We start from the raw sequence: 26,157 nt of genomic DNA, 5'->3' as shown, positions 1-26,157 counted from the left end.
CTTGACGCAAAGGTGTGGGACCCGGGCAAGAGTTGTCTATGGGAAGGTCTTGCTTACGGGGACAGTGATCCCGGTTAGTGATGATGCCGAATTTGCGAACGTCAGGCCATGGACGACGACTGCCGTCGAGGTCCTGACCCCAGGTATCTCCGCCGGTTCGTTAGATGCTGCGGGCCTGTTGATGGAGACCGACCATGTGGGCGGTACGCGCGTGTGTCTCGGTTGGCGCACGGGTAGTGAGGTCGTCGCGCTCGATGGAACGCCAGTGCAGCGCATAATGTTTGAAGGGGCATGGGATGCAGCCCGAAAGGCGTTGCCCGGTCAATAGCCAGCTGCATCGTGTCTACCCGATCTCGAACTCGGTCCACAGCGGGTGGTGGTCGGAGATGCGCCACGAGAGTTCGTTTTTGGTGAGGTTGGGGTAGCAGTGCGGTACGAAGTCGAATGATCCGGCTCTTTTGGAGTAGGTCAGCGATTGCAGGAGCTGGGTGCCGGTGGGGGTCGAGAACCAGGCGATCTGGTCGTAGAAGTGGCGGGTGTGGTCGTTGTCAAAGATGGTGCGGCGGACATCATTGAGTTCTGCTGGCGGCCACAGGCCTGTCGACAAGAACGCATCAAACAATGGATCGCCCATACGGTCGAGGTTGAAGTCGCCGAGCACCAGCAGGTTGGTGTTCCAATCGGACTTGCGTTTGGCCCAGGCGAGCATCCACTGCGCGAAGGCGGTCAGTTCTGGTAGTCGGTCTTCGGGTGCATCGCCCCAGAGCACGTGAACGGTGGTCAGGATGAACTCGGTGCCTCCGCGCTGGAAGCTGGCAGCGTAGGGGGAGCGGGCGAACTGGCGCACCGGATGATCGCCGATCTCAGGTAATACCAGTTCGCCCACGAGCCCCGAAGGTTGAACCCGTTCGGTGTTGTAGACAAAGGCCAACCGTTCACCGTTGCCGGCATCACCTTCGGTGACATCGGAGACAATGACCCGCCACTGGGGCCCAAGGGTTTTCAGCAGGAAGCGCAACGCGGTGGGATCGCGGCGAATTTCTTGCAATGCCACGACATCGCAGCGCCGGATCACTTCGGCGATGAACGTGACGGCCCGCCAGTCACGTTTAGGTGAATCGCCCGCCCCAGCCTGCCAGGTCGGGCTCAGACCGCCGAAGGCGCGCAGGTTCCAGGTGCCGATGATCAGGTTGTTGTCAGCCTGGGGCGCGATCGTGTCCGCGACCGCACTGCGCAACGCGGTGCGCTGCGCCACGACATCGGGCGGCACGGCAGCCATGGGATACATCGCAGCACAGAATCGGTCCCCACGTGGCACGATCGCCGATCTGGCAGTGACCGTCGCGGGTGTCGATGATCAGGTTGTGGCCTAGGCTCTGGCCGTGACGGTGCCTCGGGATATTCAAACCTGGTTGCCAACGCTCGTCGCCATGCTGCAGGACGCTCCGCCGCAGATCAACCTGGTTGAGGGCGCCACTACTTTCGCTGAACACAGCTTTGGATGGTCATTCACCTACGACGGCGCCAACCCCACGAACTCCCCGGCTACCGAGCACTTCCGCGAAGCCGCATACCGTATCCATCAAGGCCTCGACAAGCAATTCGGCGCAGTTCTGCGTGCAAGCCGCGCCGGACTTCGGGAGGTCCACATTGTCGAACTACCCCAGAACGTGTCCTACGGGCTTGGCGGCGACATCGTGGGAGACCTCGTCCGTGATGACGGCGCGCTTCCGGCGCCGTATCGGCGCCAAGCGGAGCGATGCCCGCGTGCCGCGCCCGCCCCGGGCGCGGATCCCAGCGCGCTGGCCGCGCTGACTGCACGCAAAATCCCCGGTGCCCAACCCGCCACGCAGGAAGAAATTTTGGCTGTTGAGGCCAGGCTAGGCATCGCCCTGCCAGGAGAAATACGTGCGCTGTATCTGACGGCCGGAAGCGGAGAACTCGTCCTCAACGAAGATCCAGACGCCGGCGACTTCTACGGCATGGACATCATCCCGTTGGGTGACGGACCCTACAGGCAGACGTATCTTCCTGAAAATCGTCTCTCAGCATGGAAATACGGCGCAACCGAGACAATAGCGGCTGACCCCAATCGCAGAATACAGCCGCTGGCCGGCACCCCTCTGTGGTTCCCCGTCGGAACGGACGGAGGAGGGAATGTCTATTGCGCTGACTTGGCACCGGCTGAAAACGGCCACTATGGGCAGGTGATCTTCCTCGATCACGAATTGAACATCGGCGCAGAGCTTGTCAGCGACTCGTTCACAGATCTGCTGGTTCATCAGCGATTGTGTCCACCCACCGGACCAGTCAGAGACGCGGCCAAAGTTTACTTGAACCGGGTGGCGATTGAAGATGCCGCCGCCCGCGACGATCTCGAAGTAGTGTGCCTCGGAATTTCTGACACCGCAGTCGATCTGGGTCCACTGCTAGATCGCTCGAGCGTGCGCACCATAGATGCCAGATACAGCAGGCTGGCAGACCCCATGCAAGTCAAAAGCTTTCCTGCGCTGGAGTATCTGTCCATGACATCAAGAGACTGGCGTGCTTTGCTGGACTCTGACGGTGTGCCCGGTGGCTTGATGGCTGCCAACATTGATGGCGCTGACGCGATAGAGACAGCCGCCATCGCAAATGAGATTCTCACCCGCTGGGGACGTCCCCTCATAACGGTCACAGCTCTTCGCCCAGAAAACAAACCCCGCCGCCGGCCGGTGTGGTGGCGACGTTCGAAACTGAACTGAACTCGGTGAGGAGCTAGGGCACCGTCGCCACTGCGGACAGTATCGACTCTCAACGCATCCGCTGCGATGTTACATGTTTGCTATCCACGTAGACATGCATCTGCGCCTGAGGGTAGTGTCATCAGCCTGAAGTTTCGCTCTGATCGGGGGAGGCGATGTGTCGGAGAACAAACGATCAATTCGATGTCGGACAGCGGTTTCTAACTACCGCGATTTGGTGCGGTCAGTGACAACTTCACGAGCATTGCTCCGGCGAGATGATGACACCGGGCGCCTTGTCGACTTCGGCTCTTGTCTGCGCCGTGCTGATTTCGCTGGCGTCGGCGCCGCTGTTCACCGATGGTCGGTACGTGACCGGTTCTGGCCAGAATGAAGCCGACTCAGTGCCATTGAAACTTAGATACACCTAGATGCTCAAGGATCAAAAGGTCGCCGTAGGCGCCTCGATTAGCGGGGTGCTTGGGCTTCTCAGTCTGGTTGTGGTGGTGAGAGTCGTAGACGCAATGCGGCAGGAATGCGGTGCCGAGTCAAATGTGGGCGATGGCCTGCAATTCTTGATCGCCGCACCATCAATTCTAGTCGGAACAACCGCGGTCACCGAAGTCCTGTTCGCGCTGACGGTGTCCCTCGCGCAGCGCGATTGGTCAGTGCTTCTGGCCATCGGGATGGCGGTGCTAGCGGCAGCAGCTGCAGTAGTGGTGGGGGTCAGCAGCGTGTACACCCCTGCCACAAACGAACTCTGCCCGAACGGAACTCCCAACTGGTGGCCGTTTCCCGCCTGACAGAGCATCGACTCCCTACGAGGGCCGCGCTTTGATGAAACCGCATCCACCCGAACCCAATTAACCCCAGCAGAGGACATCTGTAATGCGCACCGAACCATTCCCGCCAGAGGCGAACCGCCACAACGTTTCCAAGCCTCTCGGCGCGACCGATCCGCGCGATCTGACGCTCCCCTTGTACGGGGCAACCTTTAGCCAAGCGATAACGCGATTCTTCCGCAGTTACTTCCGATTCTCGGGTCGCGCATCGCGCAGCGAGTACTGATGGGTCATGCTGATGCAAACCCTGGCCGCTGGCCTTCTTGTATCTGGAGTAGCCCTCGGCACAGACACCATGCTCAAGCAAGCGTTGGTGACAGTGCTCATAGGATTAGTTCTGATATGGGCGGCCCCAGGATGGGCACTGACAGTCCGCAGGCTCCACGACGCCGACCATTCAGGATGGCTAGTCCTGCTAGCTCTCGTGCCCTACATAGGCTCCCTGATCCCGATCCTCTTCGGCTTCTTACCCTCAAGGCCGCGCGGAGAATCTTTCGACCGTCGTTGAAGGCAGCCAGGCAGCGACAACTATTGGATCGCCGGATCTCCCGAGTACATCACCTTGAGGTATCCACTTCGCGGCCGCAGCTATTCGACGGGGATTGTGACGCGCCTCCGCCAGTACCGTCGCCGTACAGCTGCGGCTATGCGGCGAGTGCCCCGAGCTTGAGGGCGAGTAGTGACGAGGGTGTGTCCCGCTGACGTACGGCGTGAAGTTGTATGCCGAGAAGGGCGGCGTCGTGGCCTGCCCGCGGTGTCGGAGGGCATACGACGTCAACGAGCTCCGTGAGGACATGCGGGCCCGTGCGCGCGATCAGCCGATGACGGGCGCGGACGTGCTGCGGATGATGAAGCTGGGGGGGTGAGGCTCCGGCGTCGGCGACCTTTTACAAGGTGCTGGGCCGTGTCGCGCCACGGTCCTACCTACATGCCGACGGGCAGCGCAACCAGACCTGGACTCCGGGCTGCAGGAAGCTCTACGCCTACGACGATGTGATGGAAAAACTTAACGAGAAACCCATCCATCGGCGGCGTCAGCGCAACAGGCCCGCCTAGCTATTGGTTTGCCGTCAGGTTGCCGAAAGGTTTCCTGTCGGTCTTGACCCTACGGAGCCGAGTGGCCTGACCTCGGATTGTTAGGGCGAACTTATCGTTCGTCGCTGACCAAAGCGTCGGTGAGTCGAATGAGTTATCTAGTGTCATGTCGCGTCATTCAGCATTAACCCATTTAACGTGGCTATTTAGTTTGATCTATCTGATGTAGCATACTTTGCTATGAGTCGGACCGGCCGGGCAAGTCACTCTCCTAATCAGAGTAGAGGCAAGCTCGTGTCAGTGTGGTCGTGTAGTCGTATACCGTCCACTGGTCCTCAAGAAGGGGTGGAAATGAGTTTCCTGGACAGAGCGCCAAGAGTGTTGCCTGTCGCGGTAAAAGCTGCAGCGCTGTTGGCTGCGGTCCTGCTACCGCTCTCATTGCTGAACTCATCGCAGTGTGCACCGACAGTTTCCGCAGCCGAGACGTTCGGTCAGGCTGCCACCGCAGCCTTCACTGAGTCAGTGGCCGGACTCGACACATCTCTGACCAGTACAGAGCGGGCCGCGGGCTTGCCGGTGAACCCAGCTGCCGGTCTGGTGTCCCAGAGCCCCGCCGGTCCTGTGGAGATGACACTTCCCACGCAGCTCGGCGCTGGACAGACCACTAGGGCCGGGCAGATGGTGTACCCGGATGCCGGCGCCGGGTTCGATCTGCTGGCCGAGAACACCCGCGACGGCTACCGCACCGTGGCCCGCATCAACAGCGCGGACGGTGTGCGGTCGGTGACTACGTTGGTGAGCACTCCCGCCGACACGGTGATGCTGATGCACTCCAGCGGGCACCTCACGCTGAACCGGGCCACCGCACTGGCAGAAACCCTGGGTGTGATGTCGCCGGCCGAGGCCCGTGACGCCAACGGGAACATCGTGTACTCGGCGTATGTGGCCAAACAGGTTGCCCCCCAGCTGTACCAAGTCTCCGAAGTCATCTCACCCACCGAATCCACCACCTGGCCCGTCTACGTCGATCCGCCACTAGCCGTAGGCGGCGACTACTCCCAGTACGGCTGGACCGATGTCGACCACACCCTCGATTCGATCGGCCACGGCTTCATGAAAGCCGGGGAGGCCATCGGCAAGGCATTCGAGCCCCTGGCCGACGGGCAGCACATGCAAGCCGAAGCGGTCGGGAATCAGGTTCGTCAGCACCCGCTGGAGTCGGCGATGCTGGTCGGCAGCACCGCGTTGATGGCCACCGGCGTCGGGTCCGCTGCTGGCGCTGGAGTGCTCGCCAGGGTCTCTCTCACCCTGAACGTGGCCTCGGTCGGTACCGAAGCCGTCGCCGCGACGGACCCCAACAACAAGGGCTTGCAAAACTTCTCGGCCGGGATGCAAATCCTTGCTGCCGTCACCCCACAAGGACTGACCAAAAAGACCGTCGAAAACGTCGCCGAGAACGCCCTCGAACAAGGCGTCAAGAAAGCCGACGACATCGCCGCGGAATCCTCCACCATCACTCGGGTCACCCCCGAAAATGCCCCCACACCAACACAACTCGCTAGGGAGGTTGGTGATGCAGGTAAGGCGCCTGAGGTTCCCAAGGTCCCCAACGCGCCACCGGGCAAGTACGTCCCGGAGGTGCACCCAGCTTGCACGGGCATGAACTGCGGGCACGTCACCGAGCATCCAACCGCCGTCTACAGCGAGAAGGACATGGCGGGTCACTACCAGCACAAAGCTGAGACCGCGCCAGACGTGATGACCAAAGAGACCGCCGAGCAGACCAAGATTAACCGGCGCGGCAACATGCGCGGAACCAAGCCCGAGCCGGGCATGCACCGGGACGAATCACCGCCCGCGTCCTCGGCCGAGAGTCGCGACGGGAAGGCCGATGTCAAGCATCTTCCCGCCGACGAGAGCATCAAGGAACGCGACCTACTCCGCACCCTCTACACCCGGTTCAAGATGAAACCAGGCGACAATTACCAGTTCGCCTACCGCAACAACCAGGGCGAGCTGAACTGCCAACGCTGCGTACTTAATCCGCCCACCGCGCCGCAGTCGCCCGCAAGGGTCCCGGAGCGCCCATCGTCACCCGCTGATCTGCGCCAGGTCCAGGCCGCTCGCGCTGAGCAGGCATCCCAGGCGCAGCGCTCCAAAGCCTTGCAGGGTGCCCGGATGGTCAATAGCGTGAGCCAACAGCAGGCGCAGCACAACAACGAGCCCCAAACTGTTCACGCACGGCCCGAATCGGAAGCCCAGCAGCGCGACAACCAAGCCGTGCGCAACACGTCGACTACCAACCAGACCCGTGACCACGCCAGGGAAGGCGCGCGACCCGCTCAGAACACCGCCAGCACTCATAATGGGAACGGCAGCTCGCACGACAGCGGTTCACATTCCAAGAGCAGCGGCAGCAAGAAGAACAACAAGGGCAACGGCAAGGGCAACCGCGCTAAACGCTCCAGAACAGGACGCCACTAGATCATGCCAAATGAGCTTCTCTTCGAAGGCGAGATCTATCCGGACGGTAGTCAGATCAAGATCGAAGACCCTGGCACATCGGATATCCCTGACGGAGTGACAGAAGGTGCTGCGTTCGACGCGTCAGACAGCAGCGTCTCCGTCTACACGATGTCTGCTGACGAAGCCGAAACGATCGAGCGCGACGTGGTGGCTCGCGTCTACAAAGGAACCGACACACAGGGGCTCGGCGAACTCATCTTCGATCAGAACGTGACGTTCACCCAGCCCTTCTTGGGTCTGGGTGAGATCCTGCACGACGAGGACAGCCTGAATCATGTTCCGCTGGAACGAACCGGGCCGATTCGTCTACAGATCTTCACCGAGACGGCGATCAAGACCGTGACATATCCCGACCATGGTGAGCGCCCAATCAGCGGCCCAAGTGATGTGAACATCCTGATCCGGTACGACCTGAGCTGACTTCAGGCCCAACAGCGTACTAACGGGAATTGGTGAAACACGTTGACACAGAACACAGTTCTGCTCGACACTCAGATCTACCCTATGGGTCACCAGATCAAAGTCGAGGACTACGGGACGCTTGAGAGTCCGGCAACCGCCAGCCGGGACGTCACGCCCGTTGACGGAGGCGAACACGTATTGTTCATCTATACGATGACTGCTGATGACGCCGACTACGTTGGGGCAGAGGTCAAAATCAAGGTATTGACCGGCGAGAATGAGGCGGACCTGGGTGACCGTATCTACGACAGCACCTTGACCCTCACGCAGCCGGTACTGGCCATCGGCGGCATCCTCGATGATCCCGAGGACATGCATCGCGTGCCACTCAACCGAGCCGGTGTGCTGCCATTGAAGATCTTCACCCGTACGACCATTGACGACATCAGTGGACCCAACGAAATCAACATCCTGCTCCCCGAGGGCAGCGGCCAGCCAAAGTGACCGAACAAGCGGTGATCATCGAATGGGATATCGAGCTTTCACTGGAATTCATCTTTGATGCAGAAGATCAACTGGCAGAAGTCATTTCCGCTCGCGATCTGGGCGAGGTAGACGGTAATGAAATCGGCAACGGCACCGCCACTATCTATCTTTATGGACCCAGCTGCGACGAAATCTGGAAAGCGATCGAGCCCATCGTCCGCCGATTCTCGCCCAGCCCCACAAGAGCACTCATTCGCGCCGGTGGCCCGGACGTTGAGCCGCGGCAGATCGCCTTGGCGCAGTAGGGTAACCGCGCCAATCGTTCCAGGACAGGACGGCACTAAATTACCGCGATCTGCCCCAGCCCCCACGATCACCGCGGTGATGTTTGAATACGCCAATGAGTGCTCGTGACGTGGCTGCCCAACTGCCGGACCTGTCCGCGCTCCAAGAGCGGTGTCGTGCGGTGGCAATGCTGGACGCCGTGCTGTGCCCGGAGTGGGATAGCCGCCGCTATTCGTACACCCCGGATTGGGGAGGCGGGTCGTCGGCGGCGGAGATCCGCAACGGGTCCGGTGATGACAGCTTCATCGTGTTCGCCCCGGCTGGCGGGTTCATCCGCGGCTTCGAGCACGAATCGCCCATGTCCCCATGGCGCACCGACCCGCCCACGCAATGGCCAGGGTTAACCGATGGCCTTCCCGAGGTATTCGCCGAATTTCTCACTGAATCGGCCTTCGCTCTTGAAGGCGTCTTCGCAGCGACCTACTGCCTATGGCGGCAGCAGCACGACACCAGCTGGCAGACCGGCCCGGTGACCTACCCGGATCACCGCAGCGGTGTCAGCCCCGACGGGTCCGATCAGTTCCTCAATGAGATCCTGACGAGCCCCAATTCCCTTCCATACCAACAGTTCGCCCGCGACTACTTCGAGATGCAACCCGACCCGGCCGCAATCGAACACGTCTTCGGCCTGCGTCCCCTAACTGAATCGGTGGTGCGAGCGCTGAACCCGGACATAACCCTCGACGATCTTGCCGACGACATCGACAACATCGGGTATCCGGTCTAAGTGACGCGCTGCCAGCCGCGATTCGTAACCGGAAAAAAACCAGTGCAGCGGTCTTGGCGGGGAGGAAGTGCATGAAGACACTAGATGAGCTCTTGAACGTTGAAGAGCCGGCCTGGCCCGAAATCCAGACCTGGCTTAATCACGGGGCTCATCGTGCGCTGTCGATCACCAACGAGCAAGGTAGAGCGGAGCTGGAGAAGTTGCAGGTGACCGTCCGCTCTGGAGCTGGCGCCCTCACCTACAACTGTGGCGGGATCCTGGCAGATCATGGGTGGCTCAAGATCTTTGGCGGCGGCACCCCCAACTTTCCCAGCCTCAACAACATGGCAATCCCAGGGTTCATGTTCTGTGCCATGGACGTACTCGGGGGCCTCTTTGCCGCCGACTATGGCGGCATCAAGGAAGCGAACGGCGAAGTCCACTACTGGCCGTTCGATACCCTCAAATGGGAGCCTTGTGGATTCGGGCACTACGACTTTCTGCACTGGGCACTGACATGCACCGATAAAGTCAACGGGTTCTACCAGGACTACCGCTGGGCGAACTGGCAAACCGACATCGAAAACCTTCCGGTCGACGTTGGGATCGGTGTGTCGGCGCCAGCGTGGTCACGTGAAGGCCGCGACATCAACAAAGTGAGCCGTCGCCCCATACCGATGGTCGAAATCTGCCACGAGATGCAGATGTTCGCAGAGCTCCTTGGAGATGTCGACCCGTACCCCATCGACTGGAATCCTTCACCAGCGGTGAGTACCTAGGAGCGGACCCGGCGGTGCGGAGAGAACCCCACGGGTACGCAGATTCGTTGGCACCCCGTGGTGTGCATCATGGGCCTCTGACCCTGACCGGCGTGTTCTTGCTGGTCCGCAAGGCGATCTAGGAGGGGTAATCCGATGACGTCAGGTATCGACAACTGGCGTAACGGTTTCGTGGAGCTTGTTGCGCGAATGGCAGCTTCGCCGGAAATTCAGATCGGTTACCTACAAAAGCTTGGCGTGGGAACTGATGAACTGGCGCTTGAGTTCGACTCTTTGTATGTACCAGAACGGCTTTCGTTAAATGATCAGCAGAGTGTGTGTGCGCTCGACGTTGATCGTCTTTTGACCGCGATGTCAGAGGCTCCGGATGTCGGCCAGTGGTCGTATCAGGGCTGCAGTCGGATGATCGATGGGCTGAAGTTCGGCTTCTCGCCGCCAAGCTCCTTGCTTCCTTGAGAGTCTCCCAATGAGGCCCGGAAGGCATCATATGAACAGCGCCCGCAACGACGTCCTGATGGACGGGCTCGATGATTGGGTCCATTTCTACCGTGTGCATCGGCTGGTCTACCTCGCCAACCCAGATGCGTCGGTCGGCGAACTGCAAGTCGAGTCGCTCAACACTGTGGCCGACCTTGTGAGTGCAGGGCTATACCCAAGTCGGCACCGTAGAACGCGGCGCCGGCTTCGTCCCGTGGGGCATTCCCATCGATGAAGCACTAGACCGTATCCGGGCCGAGTACGTCGGCCACTACGACGAAAACGGTGTCTGGGATTACGTGGCCTGGCTCAACCTCACCGACAAGGGAAAGCAAGTAGCTGAATCTCTTCTGCCTGAAGCGTAGTCGAACGGCCTACGACGACGATGTGGTGGCTGAGCTGAGCGAATGCTAGACGGAAAGGTAAAGGGCATCAACATGTACGCGGACTACACAGCCCGAGAGAAGACACTCGTCGACGGAGTCGGTGATTGGGTGCAACTCCTCGCTGGCCATTGGTACGTCGAGCAGGAATCCCCGGGCACTTCCTTGCCGGAAGTGCAGGAAAAGACGATTGACATGACCCGGTCGTTGGTGCGCGAAGGGCTGTTCGAGTTAGGCACCGTCCCATCCGATGCTATCGGTTTTGTCCCCTCGAGCGACCTTGAAGGAACGATCCAAGAAATTCGCAAGGACTACATCGGACAGTTCAAGGATCGGGATTGGGAGTACCACTGGTGGCTTAACCTCACCCCCAAGGGTGAACAGCTCGCTGAGCCACTCATCGATGCCTACCGCCGCGAACTCGGCGTGAATTGATACCCGCAACATGAACAACGATGCTGCCGCTTTTCGTGCTGAGGTTGCCGCAGGCGTTGACATCAACTTTCCTGGGCCAGAAGACATGACGCCGCTACATATTGCCGCCGATCGTGGAAACATCGAAATCGCCAAAGAGCTACTCGACGCTGGCGCGAACGTCGACCCGATCAACGTGTGGGGCAACACACCGCTGTGGATGGCGGTAATGAAGCGTCACCTGAATTCGCCTGACGGATCAATGGTTAGGCTGCTCCTTGACAGCAACGCCGATCCGACCAGGACAGAGTCCGAAAACGGCCGATCAGCTCTGGTGATGAGCCGGCTCCTTGCTGGATTCCCCAAAGAGCTGGCACACCTCGTCGAGGCCAAGGCAGACGAGTTGAAAACGCGCGGATAGGGCAGACGATTCGGTGATTAAGTGCGGCCGCGGCGCGGGTTCGTGAGCGTCCCCAACGGATCCCGAGTTTTCTAGATGATGAATCGTATGAGTCTTGTCGTTCCGTGGATTCTCGTTGCCGCGGGGCTGATCTTGTGTGTGCCGTCCGTGCTTGAGCGGAACTGGACTGGCATTTTCTTGCATGGTTTGTGCGTGCTTGGCGCGTTCTATTTGGTGTGGCATGAGCGCCGCCAGGTCTGGCTTCGGCGAGTGCAGGAGCAGGTGGCAGCTGAGTGGACGGACGCGCGGGTGTCTGAGGTTGTCGCTGGGCGTGGCTCTTTGGTCGATGCGGTCAAGGCTCTGCGTGAAGCAGAACCCAGGCTGGGGCTGGTCACGGCTACGCGGATGGTTCGGAACGGGCACAGCTGGTGATGCGATGATGTGGCATTTTCAGTGGTCTAGGTCGAGGGTGTCGAGATGAATCAGGCTGATGGCCGCACCCGGTTGGGCAGCGGGGTCGCGGCAAATGATGTCGAAGTCTGAGATGGTTTTCGTCGGTGCATTGACGTGTGTTGCGCTCGGGCTGCTCAGTTTGGCTGTGGTGGCCAGAGTGCTGTCGGAGATGCGGCGTGCTTGTGCTGTCGATTCAAGTGTGGGCGATGGGTTCGGGTTCTTGATTGCAGCGCCATTGATTCTGTTCGGAACGATGGCGGTAACCGGAGTCTTGTTCGCGCTGCTGATCGAGAACATGCGTGATCGCGGTGAAGTCGGCTGCTCGACAAGCACATTCAGTTTCCACGGGGGATAAGGCTGGACCGCCCACATCCACCGACAGAAGAGGCATCTGATTAAGAAGGTCGTCACAGCGGTCTTGCTGCTCGAGGGGATAGCCGCGGGTATCTACTTGACCTGCCTCGGAATTGTGTTGCAGCACTTGGACGAAGCCATGTCGAGGTTCGATCGTCGGCCCATCACATCGTCATACCTGTGGTGGGGAGTAAGCGCCCTGGGCCTGGTCCTGATAGCGGCCTGCATCCGGGGCACCATACGAACCCTGCGCCGACGGCGCCGCGCCGCCGAAGATCGGTGTGTGCACGAAACCTGCCAGTAGCTGAGCCCGAGCTTGCAGTAGCGGGGGATAGAGCCACCAAAAAACTGCCATGCCCGAGAAGGCGGCAGCATTGAAGACTGTGATGAAGCTGATCGTTGCCCCGAACGCAGCGGACCCCACCTGGAAAAGAGCATTGACGCCCATGGCCCACATCAAGAGCTGGCACACCACCGGCGAAATACTGCGGAACTGACGTTCAACTGCTCTCTGCGCCAAGCGTGCGGCCGCTCGCCGGATCGCCGGATCGATCGGTATAGGGCCGGACAGGACGGCTTTGGCGGCCTGTCGATACTGGGCCGGTGGCAGGCCGTCGAGGAGCTGCCGCAGCTGCGGCGCCCGGGATCGTGCGGCCAGAGCCCACACCAGCCCGACGACGAGCGCCACGACGGCGATACCGATCCACCAACCGAGCCATTGCCCCTGTTCGCCGCGGTTGATGACCGCCACAGGGATACCCGCCGCTGTGAAGATCAGGGCTGCATAGACGGGCCACTGTATCCACCACGGGGCAAGCGCAAGTCTTATCCACACCAGCACAGTGTAAGCCGACAGCAAATTTCACGATGTGAGAGGATGGCGGGGGATGGGTGATACACCGTGAACCTGGTGCAGGGGAGGTAGGAGCCGGCATGGGTAGTGCAGGTAGGAAGGTGCGATCGGTTGTCAGAGCGATCACCATGGGATTAGTTGGCGTCGTGGTGGTTTCACTGGCGCTGATCAGTCCTCTCCCGGATGCCGCTGCGGCACCGCTGGTTCCAGACATCGACTCGTTGATCGATGACAGCGGGCCGCTGCCCCCCGGCCTCGCGGACCTTAACGCGGTACCTACCCTGTGGTTCAGCACGGCGACCGGGCTGTTGTGCAAGGAGCAGACCGTCAAGGTGACGCACCAAGTGGCATGCGCTGGCGACCTGCCCGGACAGCCCACGGGCACGCATATCGTGGATCTACAGGGGGTGTATGACCAGGGCCTTGGACCTGCACAGTTCGTTGCCAAAACCTCTGAAGAGTTCTTCGGTGATACCAGCGGCGCGGTGCCAGTCGTGCTTGCCCCAGGTCACAAGATCGTGTTCTGGAGCTTCCTGCCTTCGCGGTCTCTTGTGTGCGGGGTGCCGCCGTCAGCGGACTTGGTTTGTGTCCTCAAGGCGCCGCACGAAATCAGCTCTGACGCAGGCCCGTCGGTCACCCACGGGGTTCGTGGTCGCGGCGCCTACGAGCTGGGTGTTCTAGCTTGCGTGTATCGCATCGAGGGGTCCGTAGAATGATTGGTTAGCTCTGCAATACTGTTTGCTGTGCAGATGCGAATGATCGGGTGGCCTTGGTGGATGCGGTGGGTTTGCTCGTCCGCCCTGATGACGCTGGCGATGAGTCCGCTGCTGTTGACCGTCCCAGGGTTGGAGTTCAGCCCGGCATGGACCGGGTCAATGATCGGGATTTGCTTGGTAGCCGCGGCGATCTCGGTCGGATACCAGGAGAAGGCGCATCGCGCTTACATGGTCGTGCTGAAGGGCGTTAGCGGCTCGCGGCGCTCCGATGTTGTGAAGGCGTTGTGGCGCCGACAGGTCCCGACTGATCCTGTTGTGCTGGACGCCGCGCTCGATCTGGGCAAAACACTAAGCAAGGTCCGCAAGAACTCGTCGTCGTCTCTGGCGTTGCCGGTGATGTGGATCGGGATGGTGCTCTTTCAGGTTTACATCACGCGCAGCGCCGTGAGTGCTGCCGGATGGGCCTTGTGGGCCTTCCTGCTGGTGCCGTACTTCTTGTCAGAGTGGTACGTAGGGCACCGACAGGAGCGCCATATTGCAGCACTCCGTGCTGCGGCAACCGGGCAGACCGCTGACAGCGGTCTATCCCTGGGGAAGCGAGATCGGCTGTGGCTGGCGGTGATTGCACTAGGTCTCGTTGCGTGCGCTATCGCGTTCGCGGTGACCTATGAGCGCGAATGGCCGAAGCGGGACTGCGACAAAACATTCAATGTCACGATTGCCGTGCGGGAACAAAATCAGTTGACTAATGGGCAACTGGTGGTGCAGGGCGGCCCTAGCGTTGCTGACTACGAAGGGTGGTCCGATCAACTTCAGCGCGACGCTGCCAAGATGACGGCCCCAGATGTGGCCCCACGAGTGCGTCGTATCGCGGATCTGTCGGTGCAGGTGACGAACGTGGTGCGCAGCGCGCACGCGGCGGCGCCGACCAGGAGCGCTGCAGAGGTTGCCAATCGGGAAGCGGTGTATCAGAAACTCATCGGCGAAATGCTCGAAGAAAGACTGGCCATCATTACTTTCTGTCGGGGCACATGAGAATGAGATTCTCGTGCACCCCTTTATCGCGCGCCCGGGCCATCGTCAAGCCTTCTGGGAGCTGGACTTCTTGAGGGCTCGAACCGCAGTCCTTGCCGTCATGGCGTTCGCAGCTGGCATCGGACTGGGCATGCTGCTGTGCCTCGTGTTGACAGTGGTGCTGTTTCCGTTCTTCTGGTCCGAAGGCATCTACTGGGCATTTTGGATCACTTTGGGTATCAGCGTGATACTCGCGATCGTGGCGGCAGCCCGCATGGTTCGTTTCAATGAAAGGCTCTGCTACTGGCACGCCGTGCTGGCCGGCCTATGTTCCCTCACATGGTTCATGGCCATCGATGTGGCCGTGGAGTACGGCTTGCAGACCCTGCGCCGCTGAGTCTCGGCACAACTATGCTGCCTAGCACCTTTGACTATCGAAATCGCCTGTGCCGCTGCCTCGTCAATCGACGATCTGTCGCACAGATTCGTCGGAATCCCCGCGCGGCGTTGATCAGGCAATCGACCTGCCGGGTCGGTGATGATTCGCTACTGCTCGTCGCGGAAGGGCAAGGCGCGCTTGTATTTAACTGCATCCCAGATGCCGATAGACGCCAGCGTCAGTGGGAACAGGGAAAGCCAGAACATTTCCGGATCGCGGTAGTGAAGGTAGGCTCAAAGCCCGAAGCCGCCAATGACGAGCACAAGGATCGCGCACGCCATCCTGCCGCGAAACGAAAACAGCCCACGGTCAGAACCCGGGACGTGGAGAACCTGCTCATCTCGTTGCGAGGGATGATTTTCCAGCGGATATGACTCCGGGTCCTGGCGAACAGAGTCGGCATGCTGCACGGTGCCGCTGAGGCCCATCGATGAGATGTTTTGTAGTGCAGCGTCTGCCAGTATTGTCGAACGTGCTTGGAGTAGAAGCGGATTGAACCAGCTGTGGGCGCCGAGGACCCCAAACAACACTGCCATCACGTATCCAGCGGCGTGGAACGTATGTCCTTCGCCCGGGGCAATCATGACAACGACACATGCAGCCATGAGGATTATCGAGGTTGTGCGCTCTCGCATGCCTTGGGCGGCGCGCATACGCGCTAGACGGGCAGCGGCGTGCAACATGACCGGATCGCTTGGCGGTGGCCCGATCCGCAGCGCCTTGGATACGTGCCGGTAGTCGCGCGGTGTCACACCAGACATCACTGGCGCGAGGACGCGGCGATTCCGTCGCGCTGATACCGGTCCCATGATCAGACCGAACAAGAGAGCGGTGATGGCAACTTGCAGCCAATCAGGCCGTGAATCGGTCGCCGCGCCATACAACGCCCACAGAACGAAGAAAAGTACGGCGTGTACCGGGGCTTGCACCCACCATGGAGCAAGTATTAAACATAGGCGCACAGAGCGAGTATAGCTGTACAGCAAATTATTGACATGATGGGATCCGCGTGTGGTTTCACATATGGTGGTGAGCGATGAGGGCCCCGGAACCGGACTTTTACATCGCCTTGATGGCCGTGGTGAGCGGAGGCATATCCCTATTCGCGGAGCCGCGCGAAAGTACTGTCCAGAAGTGGCTCTATTGGGTGGTCGCTCCTGCGGTCGTGGTCATATGCATCTCATTGGCGCTCAAAAGCGTGCCTGCCGGATTGGGACTTGGCGTGTTCGTGCTCCTCTTCCTGGCGATGATGTACCTGCGCTACAAGCTCTAGTGCCGCAGAGGGGTGACGGGCAAGGGTGCGCCGTCAGATGCTAATTCGCCTCAAGTGGCAGAATCACCAACGAGCAAGGTACGGGTTCTGCGGCTTAGGCCCCACGACTCGTCTGACCCCGGTTGATGGCTACGGCGCGCCGGGGTTGCTCTCACGCGAAAGCTGGCGGGACGGCGGCTCCGAGTCAATCTCGGCCAAAAGGACTCTGGGATATGGTTTTTGGTTAGCAAGTTGCCTGGGATGCTGATTCGAGTCAGCCGCCGGCGACGGCGTGGTAAAAGATACCCAAACTGTTGTAGACGGCATGGACCAGCACTCCTGGCCAGATAGAGCCGGAAAGCTGTAGCAGCAGTCCGGTGCTGAGCCCGATGACGAATGCCAGTGGCATGACAGCGTTAATGCCATGAGCGAGCGCGAAGACGGCTGCGCTGACCAACAGACCGATCCAAATGCCCCAACGTGAGAGGAACTGCCAAGACGCCGCGAAACAGCGCCTCTTCACCCAGGGGCGTGAGCAGCCCGCCGAGCGCAACGGTCACCACGAGTGAGGACAAGCCAGCGCTGGCCGCGTCCCGATAACCTTGCTGGACACTTTCCGAGCCGGGAAAGAACGGATCGAACAGCGCCGAGACCGGCCAGCTCAACACGAAGCATGCCAAGCCGACTCCCATGGCCACGACCAACCAACCGACGTGCACGCGCCGCACCCCGAAAGGGCGCACATCTCGGAACCGGACAAGTGCTGCCAGAGCGAAGGCCCCCAACGGGGCAAGACCCGAAACGAGGAAGTTGGCCTGGCCGGGCGAGATTGGACAGCCAGGTGGGAGCCGGAGAGCAGCCACCGCACCGACCATGTAGAGCACTACGGCGGCCAGGACGGCCACACTCACTTCGGGCCAGCCGGGCAGGCGGTGATCCTGGCCGAGCGTACGTCTGACTACGGAACTCACGACACCAGTGTTGACTGTGCCGCAAAGGGCACCGTCAACGGGGTGTTTTCAGTGTCTACGAGGTCCTGGATGGCCGGCTTGATTCCAGCAGGGCCGTCTCACCTCCGGTCAACTCAAACTCCCAGAATTTTTCTGGTAAATCTTGCAGAGATAATCATTGACTGATATATCTTCGGTGTCGGCTTTGCCGACGGGCCAAAAGAAACCGCAGCGCGTCACCCAACACGAGAGGTACTGCCATGACAGACAAGAAATCCACAGAGGATCTGAGCCCCGAAGATGCTGCGGCACTGAAGGAATCGGAAGTTCAGGCTCGTGGCCGCGGCGGTCCCGGTGTCATCGATGTCGATGATCCGGGCACCGGCAACCACGTCCACTCGCACTAGCGATGGCGAATGGTCCAGATTGGCAGGACAAATGGCCGCCACCGATTAGACAGGAGCCGCATCGCCTACGGCACGACCCCTTGTCTGATCTGCCGACCGGCGAAGTTGAGGAGTTTCACGACGAAGATGCACCGATTTCGCGGGTGACTCAAGGGCATGTGGATCTCGATGATCCAGCCTCCGGCAACCATATTCACCAGCACTAAAGCCAGCCAGCAGACGGGGACGCGCGTACATGAGCGTTGTAGATGTCGTACGGTCCGTAGTTTCGGATGAAGAGATTGATCGTCTTGTTGCCGATCATTTTCCGTTCGGGGCCAGCGAGTACATCCTGACGAGCATGTACGCCGTCATCGATCGGCGTTTAGGGAGACTTGCAGAGACGTCCGCGCCGGCAAGGGGTTTCTACGAGCAGCTTCAGACGGTCGATCAGGCAACAGCGCGCGCGTACCTGCAGGACACAAGTGTGCGTATCGCGGTCCTCGATGAGTTTTACGCTAGAACCAGCGGTGTTGACGAGGTTGGGCCGACCTGCGGCCGGGATAGGGCGGCGGTGTTCGAGCAATGCGCTGAACAGTTACGAAGCGGCGAGCACGGGCCGCCCAGTGCTATCGCCGAGGGTCGCACACTTGGGCTATCGGGAAAGGTGCCGACGCGGATCTGGCGCGAGGAGCGTAGACAAGATCCGTGTACGCGAGTGTTTAGGGCGGCCTCTCGGTTCTACTTTCGAAACAGCGACTTGCGCGAACCGACATGCGAACAAGTCCGCCAGCTTCAACAGGGCTTTGAGCTATTGGAGGCACTCACTCCGAATCTGGCGTATTCGGCGCTGCAACACGCAACCCAGATCGCAGTAGTCGGCCCAGCTGATTCGGGCAAGAGCATGTCCTCAGGCTCCACCGTCCTCATCCCTGGTACGTTCTATATCGGGGAGTCTGCCTTCGGGAATCCTTGGCGCACAGCAGAATATCTTTTACACGAAGCGCTACATCACAAATTTTATGATTTCCGACATGCGCATTCGGTTCTGGCAGAACTGCCCGGTGAGGCTGATCTGTCTGGCCGAGCGTTACTACGCGTGACCGCTCCGTGGAACATGGCGGGGGCAAGTGGCACACAGAATCAATGGGACACGCACAGGGTTTTCGCAGCATTCCACGTCTACACCCATTTGGGCTTACTCAGCTTGGCGGCGGATCGACTCGAAGGTCGCTACGTGTCCACGTACGGTCCGAATCTGGATCTGAATCCGCGGACAGATTCGAGAACAGCTCTGGACCGCGCCTATTACCTTGGCCACCAGCTTGTCACTGAGTGCGAACCCAATTTGGGTGCTGCAGGGATCCGGTTGGCTCACTGGCTATTGGCGGTGCTGTCGGCACTCGATGTCAGCCCGCCGCCAGGGGATCGAACCTTTCCGTTTCTGCTTACTCGATACCAGCGAGAGAACCGAGCGCTAGGTGAGATGGCCGGTGCGGCCGAGATATCGGCTCTGGCAGGTAATCTCGCCCGCATTGAGTCCGACAAGACTCACACCCTGGCGAGCTACCTGCCGACAGTCGATATGGCTCAACTACAGGCTGCCGGTGCATTGCCTGACCCGATGTCGCGCTTTGCGGCAACACGAAACGCTGTTCACGGCATCCTGATCCGGCTATCAAATGACGGCGGCTACACGTTGCCGCATCCTTCGGCGGATGCCATGGCCAGGAATATGATTAATGAATCAAGCGATGCGATTTTACAAGTGACGCGCCACGGCGTTGTGTAAACACGCATTGAAAGTGTAGCGATACATCCCACGGCAACTGGGCTAGGCGCCGCAGCTCCGTGATTGCGTCCGCCCTGTGCCGGTACCTGCCGAGTTCTTTAGCATGCTCGTCGTCTTCGATAACAAACATCGGAGCCCTCACAAATTGGATATCGACCGGTCCTGCGATCGCTGTGGTGTCGCCGTCATCTTGAAAGCTTCTTGTCTCGCAATTATTTTGGCCGCATACCACCAGGTGGTGAGGTCGATGAGTTGGGTGAGTTCGTCTTCGCGGCTGGTGGCAGTGGGTAGGGGTGTAATGCCGGCAGGTGAGGGGTTGGCGGTAGTCGTGCGGCCGATTGCTTTGGCTATCTGTAGCGCGTGTTGTGCGCTCTGTTCGTCATCGGCGGTTGGTCTGCAGGTGTGGTCGAGTTGTTGTCGGTCGGTGTCAGTGAGTGCGGTGATGTACGGGGCCAGTTGTAATAGGGCGTCGCGGATTTCGATGATGATGCGGTGTAGTTGAAAGTCGGTGACGGGTTGGAATCGTTGTGGGGGCGGGTTGAGGACGGTGTCTGGGTAGGCGGTGGTGAGGTCGGTCCAGAGGGGCTCGAGCTTGCGCCAGGTGCGACCGTTAGCGTCGCGGTGCAGAAGGGCTTGGGCGGCGACGAAGCAGGGCCCCAGCGCTAGGGGCAGGGCGGCTAGGAGGGCACCGAAGCTGGCGTAGGAGTAGATGGCTTGGCGCACCGGCAAGGTGTAGGCCAGGTCCAGGCGTTCCAGTAGGGCCAGGGTGAAGATGCTCAAGCCGGGTAAGCAGATCAAAGCGGCGATTGCGCCCAGTTCGACGGCGATGAGGCGTTGTGCGGTGGTTGTGCGTGTCTGGCGCAGGTTCTTGGTGAGCTGCCACAGGATCACTGTGGCAGCGGTGACCGACAGGATTGACCAGATGGCGGCGGCCAGTACTTCAGAGTTGTCGCTGGCCAGGGCGATGGGTTGATCCTGCCTGCGGGGGCCGACGGCCACGAAGTACAGGACAGCAATGGTGACGACGGTCGCGGTGCGGTAATGGCGATAACCGCGGACCAAGGCGGCGGGATCGATGCCATCGGTCATCGCGATAATGCCGATGACCTCAGGGCACGTGAGTAGCAGCAGTGCCAGAGGGATTTGGGACGCGGTGCCGGCAGTGCTTGGGATAGTGGTGGCGAGCAGGTGCTGTACCTGCGGTTCGCTGGCCAGGTGAGTGGCGGCAAGGTAAGTCAGTGCACGATTGCGGTGGCGGGCGGCGAGCCCGGTGCCCAGCCAACGCCGTCGAAAAGCCAGCACCAACACGAAACAGGCGAAGACTGGCCAAGAGATGAAGCCGGGTACCGCGCTGGTCACTGGCGCCCGAGGAGGACGTCGGTGAGGGTTCGGTCTTTGGGTGTGTGGGCCAGGATGAGGCTGGCGAAGAGTTCGGCGTCGTGTTCGGCGGCGGTGTTGTAGGCGCTGCGGCCTAGTGCTGCTTTGACGGTGCCGGGGTCCAGGTTTGGGGTGAGCGCTGAGACCATTTGTGCTGTATCTGTTTTCGCGTTTTTGTCGTGGCCGAGCAGCATGTGCCCGAGTTCGTGCAGGATGATCTGGTCAGCGTGCAGCTGGGAGGTTCCGTCTTGATACAGCACGATGTCGTCGTGTTCGCGGACTAGCCACAGACCGCACGCACTTCCCGCCAATAGCGTGGCGTCGACGGGCAGGAGGTTGATTCGTCGGCCGCGCAGCTGTTCGACGGTGTGGATGAATGCGGTCCGGTCGAAGGGGCTGGGTACGGGAAGTTGTCCGATGAGCTGACGCATATCAGTTTCGGGTAAGCCTGTGTGTGGTGGGCGTTTACGTCGAAGGTTCATCAGTGGGTCCGATCGGTGGCAGGTTCTCTAGTTCGCGCAGGCGATCGACGATGCCGGCCAGATTCCCGATCGACTCGGGGGTGAGTCCCGACAGCCGGGTGGCGATGTCACGGATGCCGTTGTCGCGCATGGCTTTGACGAGGCGCAGCTCGGATTCGATCGCGGCGTCGGCGCCAGCGTCGATGAGGTAGGAGGCCGGGACTCCGAAGTATTCGGCGATGGCCTGCACGTTCTGCACGGTCGGGTTGGTGCGCTTGCCGGTACGCAGCAGGCACAGGTACGGCCCACTCATCTGCACCCCCGTCTTCTCGAAGATTCCGTCGGCGACCGTCGCGTCGGAGACAGCTTCGCCTGCAGGGCTCATCACCTCGTACAACTTGGTGAGCTTAGCGGCCAGGCTCTCTGCGCGCATGTCCTCAGCAACCTGTCGGTCGTGACCCTTGTTTGGCATTGTCCCCATCCGTTCTTCGGCTTTCCCGCCCGACGATCACCCTACCGCAATCCTTTACCGGTAAGCGCGCTACAAGCATAGTTTTGCCAGTAAATGTTGCTATAGCGATCATTGACTGTTATAAATTTGCGTGTGCCAGCCAAGGGGACGGCACCCACGCACAGGCTTGTGCCCCGACGGGAGATATGCCGTTGACTACTGCATTAACGCGCAGTCGCGCCAAGCGCCACGTTGTCATCGCAACCTCAGTCACAGTTGCGGCCGCAATATCGATCGGGGCGCCCCGCGCGGTCGCTGACCCGCAAGTGATGCCGGATCAGCAGCAGCAGTTCGTAACCGATGACGGGTGGACAGTCGGTTTAACGATGACCAACGAGGTCATCGATCACATCGACAACATCGCCGGTGCGAGCAACTCGTGGCAAGCCCGCGTTTCCTACCGTGCCGAGGCCACGATCTCGGGAGCTGGTTCCGCGGTCATTCAGGACGCACAGCTGGAGACGGGGTATTTCGTGGGCTGCCGCACTGACTCCTCCTCCGGTGTCGAACTCGGGGGAGACCTGGGTTTGACGTTGAACCAGTCGGTGTTCGGACAGGGCTACGGCGGGGCGTATGGCGGCGGTCAGGGCGGTTCCGGTGGCGGTGGTGGTCAGGGTGGCGGTTTCGGCGGCGCCTCGGCCGGCGGTTCCCTGGGCGCCCAGGAGCACATCGGCGGCTACATGCGCGTGCTGCTCAAGCCCGGTGGCTTGGCGCAGCTTCCGATGGACCGGATCAATTTCCGGAATATGCATGCGGTTTCGCAGGTGCGTAACCAGAACGTCGAGGCCGATGGCTGCGGCGGCCAGGTCAAGATCCAGTCCTTCGCGACCTTCCGGATCCGCACCGAAAACGGCAACGACACCCAAACCGTCTACGGCGAACCGAAAGACCTCTAATGACCAAGACTTCCGTAACGACTCTGCGAGGCCGCCTGATTGTGCTGGGCCTGGCGCTCCTAGCTGCGACATTCATGGTGCTGCCCACCGCAGGTTCGAAGATGACCGCCGGTGTGGCAGCGGCCGACCCGATCGTTCCGACACCGCCGCCGCTGCCGGCGCCGCGGGAGATGCCGCAAGATGCACCACGCATCAACAACATTGGTGGTGCGAAGGTCTCATCGTCGGCGCCGCAGGGTGAGGGCAACGGTATGGGCCAGCCGCTGGCGGCCGCGCGTGAGCTGTCGAATTTCACGGTGCCGATGTTCGCCAAAGACGGCATCTTCTTCCCGACTACCTGGGCCGGTAAGAACATCGCGATCCACCTGCCGGGGGAGATGACCTTGCAAGCTGCGGCCTGGTCCGGCGATGGCGGCGCCACCTACACCTCGAACGACGTTGACTACCAGGTGGTCCCGTTCTCCGGTGGTGGCGGCGACATCATCATCCGCCGCAAAACGATCTTCTCACCGTCGGATATGGCTGTCGGTGTCAGGATTCCTGAGGGTACGCACCTGCGTCAGGGCACCAACGTCGTACTAGTGGAAACCGACCCGCACCCAGGTCGCCCGGCAACGGTCGTCGGTACCTTCTCCATTCCGGTAGCCCGCGACACCCAAGGCGGCGCGATCAACGTGACACCGGGTATCGGCCCAGGATTCCCCAGGCAAACTAACATCCTGATCAACCTGGGCCAGGCCAACATCTTCGCCTTCCCTATCGAGATCACCCTCTCGTACCGCGCCTCGAACACTCCGACTAGCGGCGCGCTGACCGCCGACTGGAACGGCATGCCCAACGGCGTCAGCCCGCCCCAAGTCATCACCGTCCCAACTGATTACGTCACAGATCTCGAGGGCAAATACCGGCCCGCCGGAGTGGACCCGGTGCTGTATGCCGAACGACACTCAGGCATGTGCCCCGGAGGCCCGAGCCAATACCGGTCACCGGACGGCCGCACCGCGGATTTCGCACCGTCGTGCATGCGCCAGCAGATGTGCCTCGATGCTGCACCGCGAGGCACATCAGTCGATGTCTGCAATAACACCCTGTTCGCGAACATGTCCACCAACTGCGTGTCCACCTTCGGACAACAAGGCGAGCAGTACGACACCTGTCTACAGGTTGCCAACGACGAAATCGCCTGGGTCAAAGCCAATATGCTCGCCGGCCCGCTCTGCCAACCCGTCACAGCAGCCACCAACACCCGCAGATTGCCCTCCAACGGCAACACCTACTGCGGCACCGCCAACTAACCGGGAAACCATCATGAACTCCACTGAGAAAACACGCAGTTTTGCAAAGGCTTCCCCGTGTCGACTGCTACGCCGCGCGTCGAGTGCCGTGGCCGTCCTTGCGGTTACAGCTACGGCGATCGGCATGCCGGTCATCGCCCCCGAAACCACGGATGGTGCTAGCTCCGTGGTAGCGATTGCCCGGGCAGACTGCCCACCGGACTGCGGACCGGGCGGCGGCGGCACCCCCACCGGCCCACCCGGAGGCGGCACTGAATTCGTACCGCCTTCAGTGCCGTCTATGCCCTCCTACGACGCCAGCAGCGGGCAGCCGCCATTGGATCAGAACAACGGCATCTCCATCTACAACAGCGCAGCACCCCAACCCAGCCAAGCCGCACAACCCAGCCAAGCCAACCAAAACGGGACCTATACCCGCGCCGCCAACGGAGAACAACAACCAATCCAACACAGTCCAGAACAAAACACACAACCCAGCAACGACTGGCAGAACCTCTCCAGCCAACTCAACCAACAACAAAACCAGCCAACACAAAACGATGACAACAACTCAGCCGACAACACAGATACCAACAACAACGAAAACCCTGAGGACCAGAAGTCGGATAACGACTGCGCCAGCCTGGCGGCCAACATTCGCGACATGGCACAAAAAGCAGACCAAGAATCCTGGGAAAAATACACGGCCGAATTGAGCTTCTGCCTGCCGTCAGGTCACGGGACGGGCATCGGCCCAGCATATGGGCCTGAGTCCAATGTGGAGCAAAGCCCGGACTTTTTGCAGGCCACGAAAGCCGCTGCGCAGCTTCGTCGTCAGGAACCTATGTCCCCAGAAGAATGCGCGAAGAAGATGCAGGAGTGGAACAGCACACACCCCAACGGGCCTGTCGCATCCTGCGTCCCGGTTCCAGGAACAAAGATGTCGCCGTCGGAATCGCCTGTATGGAAAGGATTCAAACCTTTCCGCGGAAAGACAAAAACGAACGGCGAATCGGGAAAAGGCAAAGAGTATTATGAGTGGGATTATACCCACGGCAACATCGAAGTATACAATAAGAACGGAATCCATAAAGGGGTCATGGACCCAACCACAGGCGGAATGATAGGGCCGGCGGTGCCCGGCCGGACCATCGATGTCTCGTAATGCTTGAGAGGAGGATCACGTGATGCAAGAGGGGCATTCCTGTGAAGGCATCAACAACGCGGTTCGCATGAAAGAAGTTCCGGTTAATTTCCTCAGTAAGTTTCGAGAATGGGGAATAGCGATATTAGATGGCGGTTCAGCGTCATTGACTATTGCATACTGCCCATTCTGCGGATCGAAACTTCCAAACTCACTTCGAGATGTTTGGTTTGATCGACTGCAAACACTGGGACTAGAACCGGGAGATCCAGCCATTCCCGAAGCGATGAGATCGGACAGGTGGTGGCGCGAGGACCGCCCTGAGTCGTCGTTGTGATATCCCTGAGTTTTAGGGTTGGGGCGGAACCCTGACGCCCGAAGAACTGCAGTGTATGGAGGACGCCGAGGCTCGCAGCCGGGAAGCTCTCTCAAGAACCTGCCCTGGCCGCCCGTGTCGCAGCCCCGGCTTGCGCCGCGTCGGGCGCGACACCAAACCAGGCAGGCCGATCAGTCCTGGTGCCTGCCCCTGTTCAAGAAGCCCCGCAGCCTCGGCCGCGATCGGCGCAACCGTTGAATCAATCCCCAAGATCTCGATTGGCGCCGGCGAATACGGTTTTGCCTTGCGTGGGGTCTTCGGCTACGTGCCAGCTGGTCGGCTATAGCGAACGGCTCTCAGAACCCTCGTTGACCCACCGATGACCCACAACGGACAGACGAACCTGCTTGCCCTGGACTAAAAATGCTGCTGGATGGACCTCCCTATACAG

Annotated in this window: 32 protein-coding genes and 1 pseudogene; 25 read left to right on the top strand and 8 right to left on the bottom strand. The window is 60.3% G+C overall.

Annotated elements, in window-relative coordinates; genetic code table 11:
• Nucleotides 1-343 precede the first annotated feature (343 nt).
• Nucleotides 344-1,255 carry an endonuclease/exonuclease/phosphatase family protein gene (locus DSM43276_RS13435; RefSeq protein WP_211196729.1) on the bottom strand — a complete coding sequence of 304 codons (912 nt, stop codon included), beginning with the start codon at nucleotides 1,253-1,255 and terminating at the stop codon, nucleotides 344-346.
• A 127-nt stretch (nucleotides 1,256-1,382) separates the two neighbouring features.
• On the opposite strand from DSM43276_RS13435, the gene DSM43276_RS13430 reads away from it, so the two are divergent.
• The 15 genes and pseudogenes from DSM43276_RS13430 to DSM43276_RS13365 all read left to right on the top strand — a co-directional run bounded on the left by DSM43276_RS13430 (nucleotide 1,383) and on the right by DSM43276_RS13365 (nucleotide 11,950).
• Nucleotides 1,383-2,744 (top strand): SMI1/KNR4 family protein, encoded by a 1,362-nt coding sequence (locus DSM43276_RS13430; protein ID WP_078330971.1) that lies wholly within the window; start codon nucleotides 1,383-1,385, stop codon nucleotides 2,742-2,744.
• 410 nt (nucleotides 2,745-3,154) lie between these two features.
• A complete protein-coding gene (locus DSM43276_RS13425) occupies nucleotides 3,155-3,526 on the top strand; it encodes a hypothetical protein (protein ID WP_078330972.1) in 372 nt (123 codons plus the stop codon).
• Nucleotides 3,527-3,797: 271 nt separating this feature from the next.
• A complete protein-coding gene (locus DSM43276_RS23850; RefSeq protein ID WP_337678161.1) occupies nucleotides 3,798-4,073 on the top strand; it encodes a DUF805 domain-containing protein in 276 nt (91 codons plus the stop codon).
• 202 nt (nucleotides 4,074-4,275) lie between these two features.
• Nucleotides 4,276-4,431, top strand: a complete 156-nt coding sequence (locus DSM43276_RS23595; RefSeq protein WP_157896058.1) for a hypothetical protein — start codon at nucleotides 4,276-4,278, stop codon at nucleotides 4,429-4,431.
• A gap of 691 nt (nucleotides 4,432-5,122) precedes the next feature.
• On the top strand, nucleotides 5,123-7,084 hold the full coding sequence (locus DSM43276_RS13415) for a NucA/NucB deoxyribonuclease domain-containing protein (RefSeq protein WP_136629076.1): 1,962 nt from the start codon (nucleotides 5,123-5,125) through the stop codon (nucleotides 7,082-7,084).
• A 3-nt stretch (nucleotides 7,085-7,087) separates the two neighbouring features.
• Complete coding sequence (locus DSM43276_RS13410) at nucleotides 7,088-7,546, top strand: hypothetical protein (RefSeq protein ID WP_078330974.1); 459 nt, start codon at nucleotides 7,088-7,090, stop codon at nucleotides 7,544-7,546.
• 84 nt (nucleotides 7,547-7,630) lie between these two features.
• Nucleotides 7,631-8,032 carry a hypothetical protein gene (locus tag DSM43276_RS13405; protein WP_078330975.1) on the top strand — a complete coding sequence of 134 codons (402 nt, stop codon included), beginning with the start codon at nucleotides 7,631-7,633 and terminating at the stop codon, nucleotides 8,030-8,032.
• On the top strand, nucleotides 8,029-8,319 hold the full coding sequence (locus tag DSM43276_RS13400; RefSeq protein ID WP_078330976.1) for a hypothetical protein: 291 nt from the start codon (nucleotides 8,029-8,031) through the stop codon (nucleotides 8,317-8,319). The genes DSM43276_RS13405 and DSM43276_RS13400 overlap by 4 nt, the downstream gene beginning before the upstream one ends.
• Before the next feature lie 95 nt (nucleotides 8,320-8,414).
• Nucleotides 8,415-9,086, top strand: coding sequence for a hypothetical protein (locus tag DSM43276_RS13395; RefSeq protein ID WP_078330977.1), 672 nt, complete (start codon nucleotides 8,415-8,417; stop codon nucleotides 9,084-9,086).
• A gap of 71 nt (nucleotides 9,087-9,157) precedes the next feature.
• Nucleotides 9,158-9,844, top strand: a complete 687-nt coding sequence (locus DSM43276_RS13390) for a DUF2625 family protein (protein WP_078330978.1) — start codon at nucleotides 9,158-9,160, stop codon at nucleotides 9,842-9,844.
• Between the two features lie 135 nt (nucleotides 9,845-9,979).
• A pseudogene (locus DSM43276_RS13385) lies at nucleotides 9,980-10,314 on the top strand (hypothetical protein).
• 168 nt (nucleotides 10,315-10,482) lie between these two features.
• On the top strand, nucleotides 10,483-10,686 hold the full coding sequence (locus tag DSM43276_RS23845) for a hypothetical protein (protein WP_234803094.1): 204 nt from the start codon (nucleotides 10,483-10,485) through the stop codon (nucleotides 10,684-10,686).
• A gap of 72 nt (nucleotides 10,687-10,758) precedes the next feature.
• Complete coding sequence (locus tag DSM43276_RS13375) at nucleotides 10,759-11,139, top strand: hypothetical protein (RefSeq protein WP_136629072.1); 381 nt, start codon at nucleotides 10,759-10,761, stop codon at nucleotides 11,137-11,139.
• 10 nt (nucleotides 11,140-11,149) lie between these two features.
• Nucleotides 11,150-11,539: an ankyrin repeat domain-containing protein gene (locus DSM43276_RS13370; protein WP_078330980.1), complete on the top strand. Its 390-nt coding sequence runs from the start codon at nucleotides 11,150-11,152 to the stop codon at nucleotides 11,537-11,539.
• 87 nt (nucleotides 11,540-11,626) lie between these two features.
• A complete protein-coding gene (locus DSM43276_RS13365) occupies nucleotides 11,627-11,950 on the top strand; it encodes a hypothetical protein (RefSeq protein WP_078330981.1) in 324 nt (107 codons plus the stop codon).
• 18 nt (nucleotides 11,951-11,968) lie between these two features.
• Here DSM43276_RS13365 and DSM43276_RS13360 read toward each other — a convergent pair whose 3' ends face one another.
• Together DSM43276_RS13360 and DSM43276_RS13350 are read right to left on the bottom strand one after the other, a co-directional pair.
• Nucleotides 11,969-12,343: a hypothetical protein gene (locus DSM43276_RS13360; protein WP_157896059.1), complete on the bottom strand. Its 375-nt coding sequence runs from the start codon at nucleotides 12,341-12,343 to the stop codon at nucleotides 11,969-11,971.
• 154 nt (nucleotides 12,344-12,497) lie between these two features.
• On the bottom strand, nucleotides 12,498-13,160 hold the full coding sequence (locus DSM43276_RS13350) for a hypothetical protein (protein ID WP_234803095.1): 663 nt from the start codon (nucleotides 13,158-13,160) through the stop codon (nucleotides 12,498-12,500).
• 98 nt (nucleotides 13,161-13,258) lie between these two features.
• On the opposite strand from DSM43276_RS13350, the gene DSM43276_RS13345 reads away from it, so the two are divergent.
• From DSM43276_RS13345 to DSM43276_RS13325, 4 genes are all read left to right on the top strand, one after another.
• Nucleotides 13,259-13,894, top strand: coding sequence for a hypothetical protein (locus DSM43276_RS13345; protein ID WP_234803096.1), 636 nt, complete (start codon nucleotides 13,259-13,261; stop codon nucleotides 13,892-13,894).
• 87 nt (nucleotides 13,895-13,981) lie between these two features.
• Nucleotides 13,982-14,929, top strand: coding sequence for a hypothetical protein (locus DSM43276_RS13340; RefSeq protein WP_234803097.1), 948 nt, complete (start codon nucleotides 13,982-13,984; stop codon nucleotides 14,927-14,929).
• 100 nt (nucleotides 14,930-15,029) lie between these two features.
• The gene (locus DSM43276_RS13335; protein WP_078330984.1) at nucleotides 15,030-15,305 is read left to right on the top strand and encodes a hypothetical protein; all 276 of its coding nucleotides are present in this window, start codon (nucleotides 15,030-15,032) and stop codon (nucleotides 15,303-15,305) included.
• Between the two features lie 1,078 nt (nucleotides 15,306-16,383).
• Nucleotides 16,384-16,620 (top strand): hypothetical protein, encoded by a 237-nt coding sequence (locus DSM43276_RS13325; RefSeq protein WP_078330985.1) that lies wholly within the window; start codon nucleotides 16,384-16,386, stop codon nucleotides 16,618-16,620.
• A 253-nt stretch (nucleotides 16,621-16,873) separates the two neighbouring features.
• On the opposite strand, the gene DSM43276_RS23840 is transcribed toward DSM43276_RS13325, so the two are convergent.
• Nucleotides 16,874-17,122 (bottom strand): CPBP family intramembrane glutamic endopeptidase, encoded by a 249-nt coding sequence (locus tag DSM43276_RS23840; RefSeq protein ID WP_234803099.1) that lies wholly within the window; start codon nucleotides 17,120-17,122, stop codon nucleotides 16,874-16,876.
• Entirely contained in the window at nucleotides 17,016-17,570 is a 555-nt protein-coding gene (locus tag DSM43276_RS23835) for a hypothetical protein (protein WP_234803103.1), read from the bottom strand. The genes DSM43276_RS23840 and DSM43276_RS23835 overlap by 107 nt, the downstream gene beginning before the upstream one ends.
• A gap of 239 nt (nucleotides 17,571-17,809) precedes the next feature.
• On the opposite strand from DSM43276_RS23835, the gene DSM43276_RS23590 reads away from it, so the two are divergent.
• Entirely contained in the window at nucleotides 17,810-17,956 is a 147-nt protein-coding gene (locus DSM43276_RS23590) for a hypothetical protein (protein WP_157886185.1), read from the top strand.
• 235 nt (nucleotides 17,957-18,191) lie between these two features.
• A complete protein-coding gene (locus DSM43276_RS13315) occupies nucleotides 18,192-19,727 on the top strand; it encodes a hypothetical protein (protein ID WP_136629067.1) in 1,536 nt (511 codons plus the stop codon).
• Between the two features lie 138 nt (nucleotides 19,728-19,865).
• Here the strand turns inward: DSM43276_RS13315 and DSM43276_RS13310 are convergent, their stop codons facing one another.
• From DSM43276_RS13310 to DSM43276_RS13300, 3 genes are read right to left on the bottom strand one after another with little or no spacing between them, the layout of a single operon-like run.
• A complete protein-coding gene (locus DSM43276_RS13310; protein WP_078330987.1) occupies nucleotides 19,866-21,086 on the bottom strand; it encodes an MAB_1171c family putative transporter in 1,221 nt (406 codons plus the stop codon).
• The gene (locus DSM43276_RS13305) at nucleotides 21,083-21,535 is read right to left on the bottom strand and encodes a regulator (protein ID WP_078330988.1); all 453 of its coding nucleotides are present in this window, start codon (nucleotides 21,533-21,535) and stop codon (nucleotides 21,083-21,085) included. The genes DSM43276_RS13310 and DSM43276_RS13305 overlap by 4 nt, the downstream gene beginning before the upstream one ends.
• 34 nt (nucleotides 21,536-21,569) lie before the next feature.
• The gene (locus tag DSM43276_RS13300; protein WP_078330989.1) at nucleotides 21,570-22,037 is read right to left on the bottom strand and encodes an XRE family transcriptional regulator; all 468 of its coding nucleotides are present in this window, start codon (nucleotides 22,035-22,037) and stop codon (nucleotides 21,570-21,572) included.
• Between the two features lie 185 nt (nucleotides 22,038-22,222).
• Between DSM43276_RS13300 and DSM43276_RS13295 the strand changes: the two genes are divergently transcribed.
• The 4 genes from DSM43276_RS13295 (at nucleotide 22,223) to DSM43276_RS24085 (ending at nucleotide 25,727) form a co-directional block, all read left to right on the top strand.
• Nucleotides 22,223-22,972: an MspA family porin gene (locus DSM43276_RS13295; protein WP_078330990.1), complete on the top strand. Its 750-nt coding sequence runs from the start codon at nucleotides 22,223-22,225 to the stop codon at nucleotides 22,970-22,972.
• The gene (locus DSM43276_RS13290; protein WP_078330991.1) at nucleotides 22,972-24,267 is read left to right on the top strand and encodes a hypothetical protein; all 1,296 of its coding nucleotides are present in this window, start codon (nucleotides 22,972-22,974) and stop codon (nucleotides 24,265-24,267) included. The genes DSM43276_RS13295 and DSM43276_RS13290 overlap by 1 nt, the downstream gene beginning before the upstream one ends.
• A gap of 280 nt (nucleotides 24,268-24,547) precedes the next feature.
• Nucleotides 24,548-25,411, top strand: coding sequence for a colicin E3/pyocin S6 family cytotoxin (locus DSM43276_RS13285; protein ID WP_078330992.1), 864 nt, complete (start codon nucleotides 24,548-24,550; stop codon nucleotides 25,409-25,411).
• 22 nt (nucleotides 25,412-25,433) lie between these two features.
• Nucleotides 25,434-25,727 carry a DUF6980 family protein gene (locus DSM43276_RS24085; RefSeq protein WP_412458694.1) on the top strand — a complete coding sequence of 98 codons (294 nt, stop codon included), beginning with the start codon at nucleotides 25,434-25,436 and terminating at the stop codon, nucleotides 25,725-25,727.
• The last annotated feature ends 430 nt before the right edge of the window (nucleotides 25,728-26,157 follow it).

Origin of the sequence: Mycobacteroides salmoniphilum, assembly GCF_004924335.1 — a bacterium.
Taxonomy (GTDB): Bacteria; Actinomycetota; Actinomycetes; order Mycobacteriales; family Mycobacteriaceae; genus Mycobacterium; species Mycobacterium salmoniphilum.
Note: the sequence above shows the minus strand (reverse complement) of the source record. Positions and strands in the feature narration are given on the sequence as shown.

Excerpts from the sequence above, each read along its gene's own strand:
- DSM43276_RS13425 (WP_078330972.1), top strand. The coding sequence starts at position 3,155 with ATGCTCAAGGATCAAAAGGTCGCCGTAGGCGCCTCGATTAGCGGGGTG.
- DSM43276_RS23850 (WP_337678161.1), top strand. The coding sequence starts at position 3,798 with ATGCTGATGCAAACCCTGGCCGCTGGCCTTCTTGTATCTGGAGTAGCC.
- DSM43276_RS13410 (WP_078330974.1), top strand. The coding sequence starts at position 7,088 with ATGCCAAATGAGCTTCTCTTCGAAGGCGAGATCTATCCGGACGGTAGT.
- DSM43276_RS13405 (WP_078330975.1), top strand. The coding sequence starts at position 7,631 with ATGGGTCACCAGATCAAAGTCGAGGACTACGGGACGCTTGAGAGTCCG.
- DSM43276_RS13395 (WP_078330977.1), top strand. The coding sequence starts at position 8,415 with ATGAGTGCTCGTGACGTGGCTGCCCAACTGCCGGACCTGTCCGCGCTC.
- DSM43276_RS13390 (WP_078330978.1), top strand. The coding sequence starts at position 9,158 with ATGAAGACACTAGATGAGCTCTTGAACGTTGAAGAGCCGGCCTGGCCC.
- DSM43276_RS13375 (WP_136629072.1), top strand. The coding sequence starts at position 10,759 with ATGTACGCGGACTACACAGCCCGAGAGAAGACACTCGTCGACGGAGTC.
- DSM43276_RS13370 (WP_078330980.1), top strand. The coding sequence starts at position 11,150 with ATGAACAACGATGCTGCCGCTTTTCGTGCTGAGGTTGCCGCAGGCGTT.
- DSM43276_RS13365 (WP_078330981.1), top strand. The coding sequence starts at position 11,627 with ATGAGTCTTGTCGTTCCGTGGATTCTCGTTGCCGCGGGGCTGATCTTG.
- DSM43276_RS13360 (WP_157896059.1), bottom strand. The coding sequence starts at position 12,343 with ATGTGGGCGGTCCAGCCTTATCCCCCGTGGAAACTGAATGTGCTTGTC.
- DSM43276_RS13345 (WP_234803096.1), top strand. The coding sequence starts at position 13,259 with ATGGGTAGTGCAGGTAGGAAGGTGCGATCGGTTGTCAGAGCGATCACC.
- DSM43276_RS13340 (WP_234803097.1), top strand. The coding sequence starts at position 13,982 with ATGACGCTGGCGATGAGTCCGCTGCTGTTGACCGTCCCAGGGTTGGAG.
- DSM43276_RS13335 (WP_078330984.1), top strand. The coding sequence starts at position 15,030 with ATGGCGTTCGCAGCTGGCATCGGACTGGGCATGCTGCTGTGCCTCGTG.
- DSM43276_RS13325 (WP_078330985.1), top strand. The coding sequence starts at position 16,384 with ATGAGGGCCCCGGAACCGGACTTTTACATCGCCTTGATGGCCGTGGTG.
- DSM43276_RS23590 (WP_157886185.1), top strand. The coding sequence starts at position 17,810 with ATGACAGACAAGAAATCCACAGAGGATCTGAGCCCCGAAGATGCTGCG.
- DSM43276_RS13315 (WP_136629067.1), top strand. The coding sequence starts at position 18,192 with ATGAGCGTTGTAGATGTCGTACGGTCCGTAGTTTCGGATGAAGAGATT.
- DSM43276_RS13305 (WP_078330988.1), bottom strand. The coding sequence starts at position 21,535 with ATGCGTCAGCTCATCGGACAACTTCCCGTACCCAGCCCCTTCGACCGG.
- DSM43276_RS13300 (WP_078330989.1), bottom strand. The coding sequence starts at position 22,037 with ATGCCAAACAAGGGTCACGACCGACAGGTTGCTGAGGACATGCGCGCA.
- DSM43276_RS13295 (WP_078330990.1), top strand. The coding sequence starts at position 22,223 with ATGCCGTTGACTACTGCATTAACGCGCAGTCGCGCCAAGCGCCACGTT.
- DSM43276_RS13290 (WP_078330991.1), top strand. The coding sequence starts at position 22,972 with ATGACCAAGACTTCCGTAACGACTCTGCGAGGCCGCCTGATTGTGCTG.
- DSM43276_RS13285 (WP_078330992.1), top strand. The coding sequence starts at position 24,548 with ATGCCCTCCTACGACGCCAGCAGCGGGCAGCCGCCATTGGATCAGAAC.
- DSM43276_RS24085 (WP_412458694.1), top strand. The coding sequence starts at position 25,434 with ATGCAAGAGGGGCATTCCTGTGAAGGCATCAACAACGCGGTTCGCATG.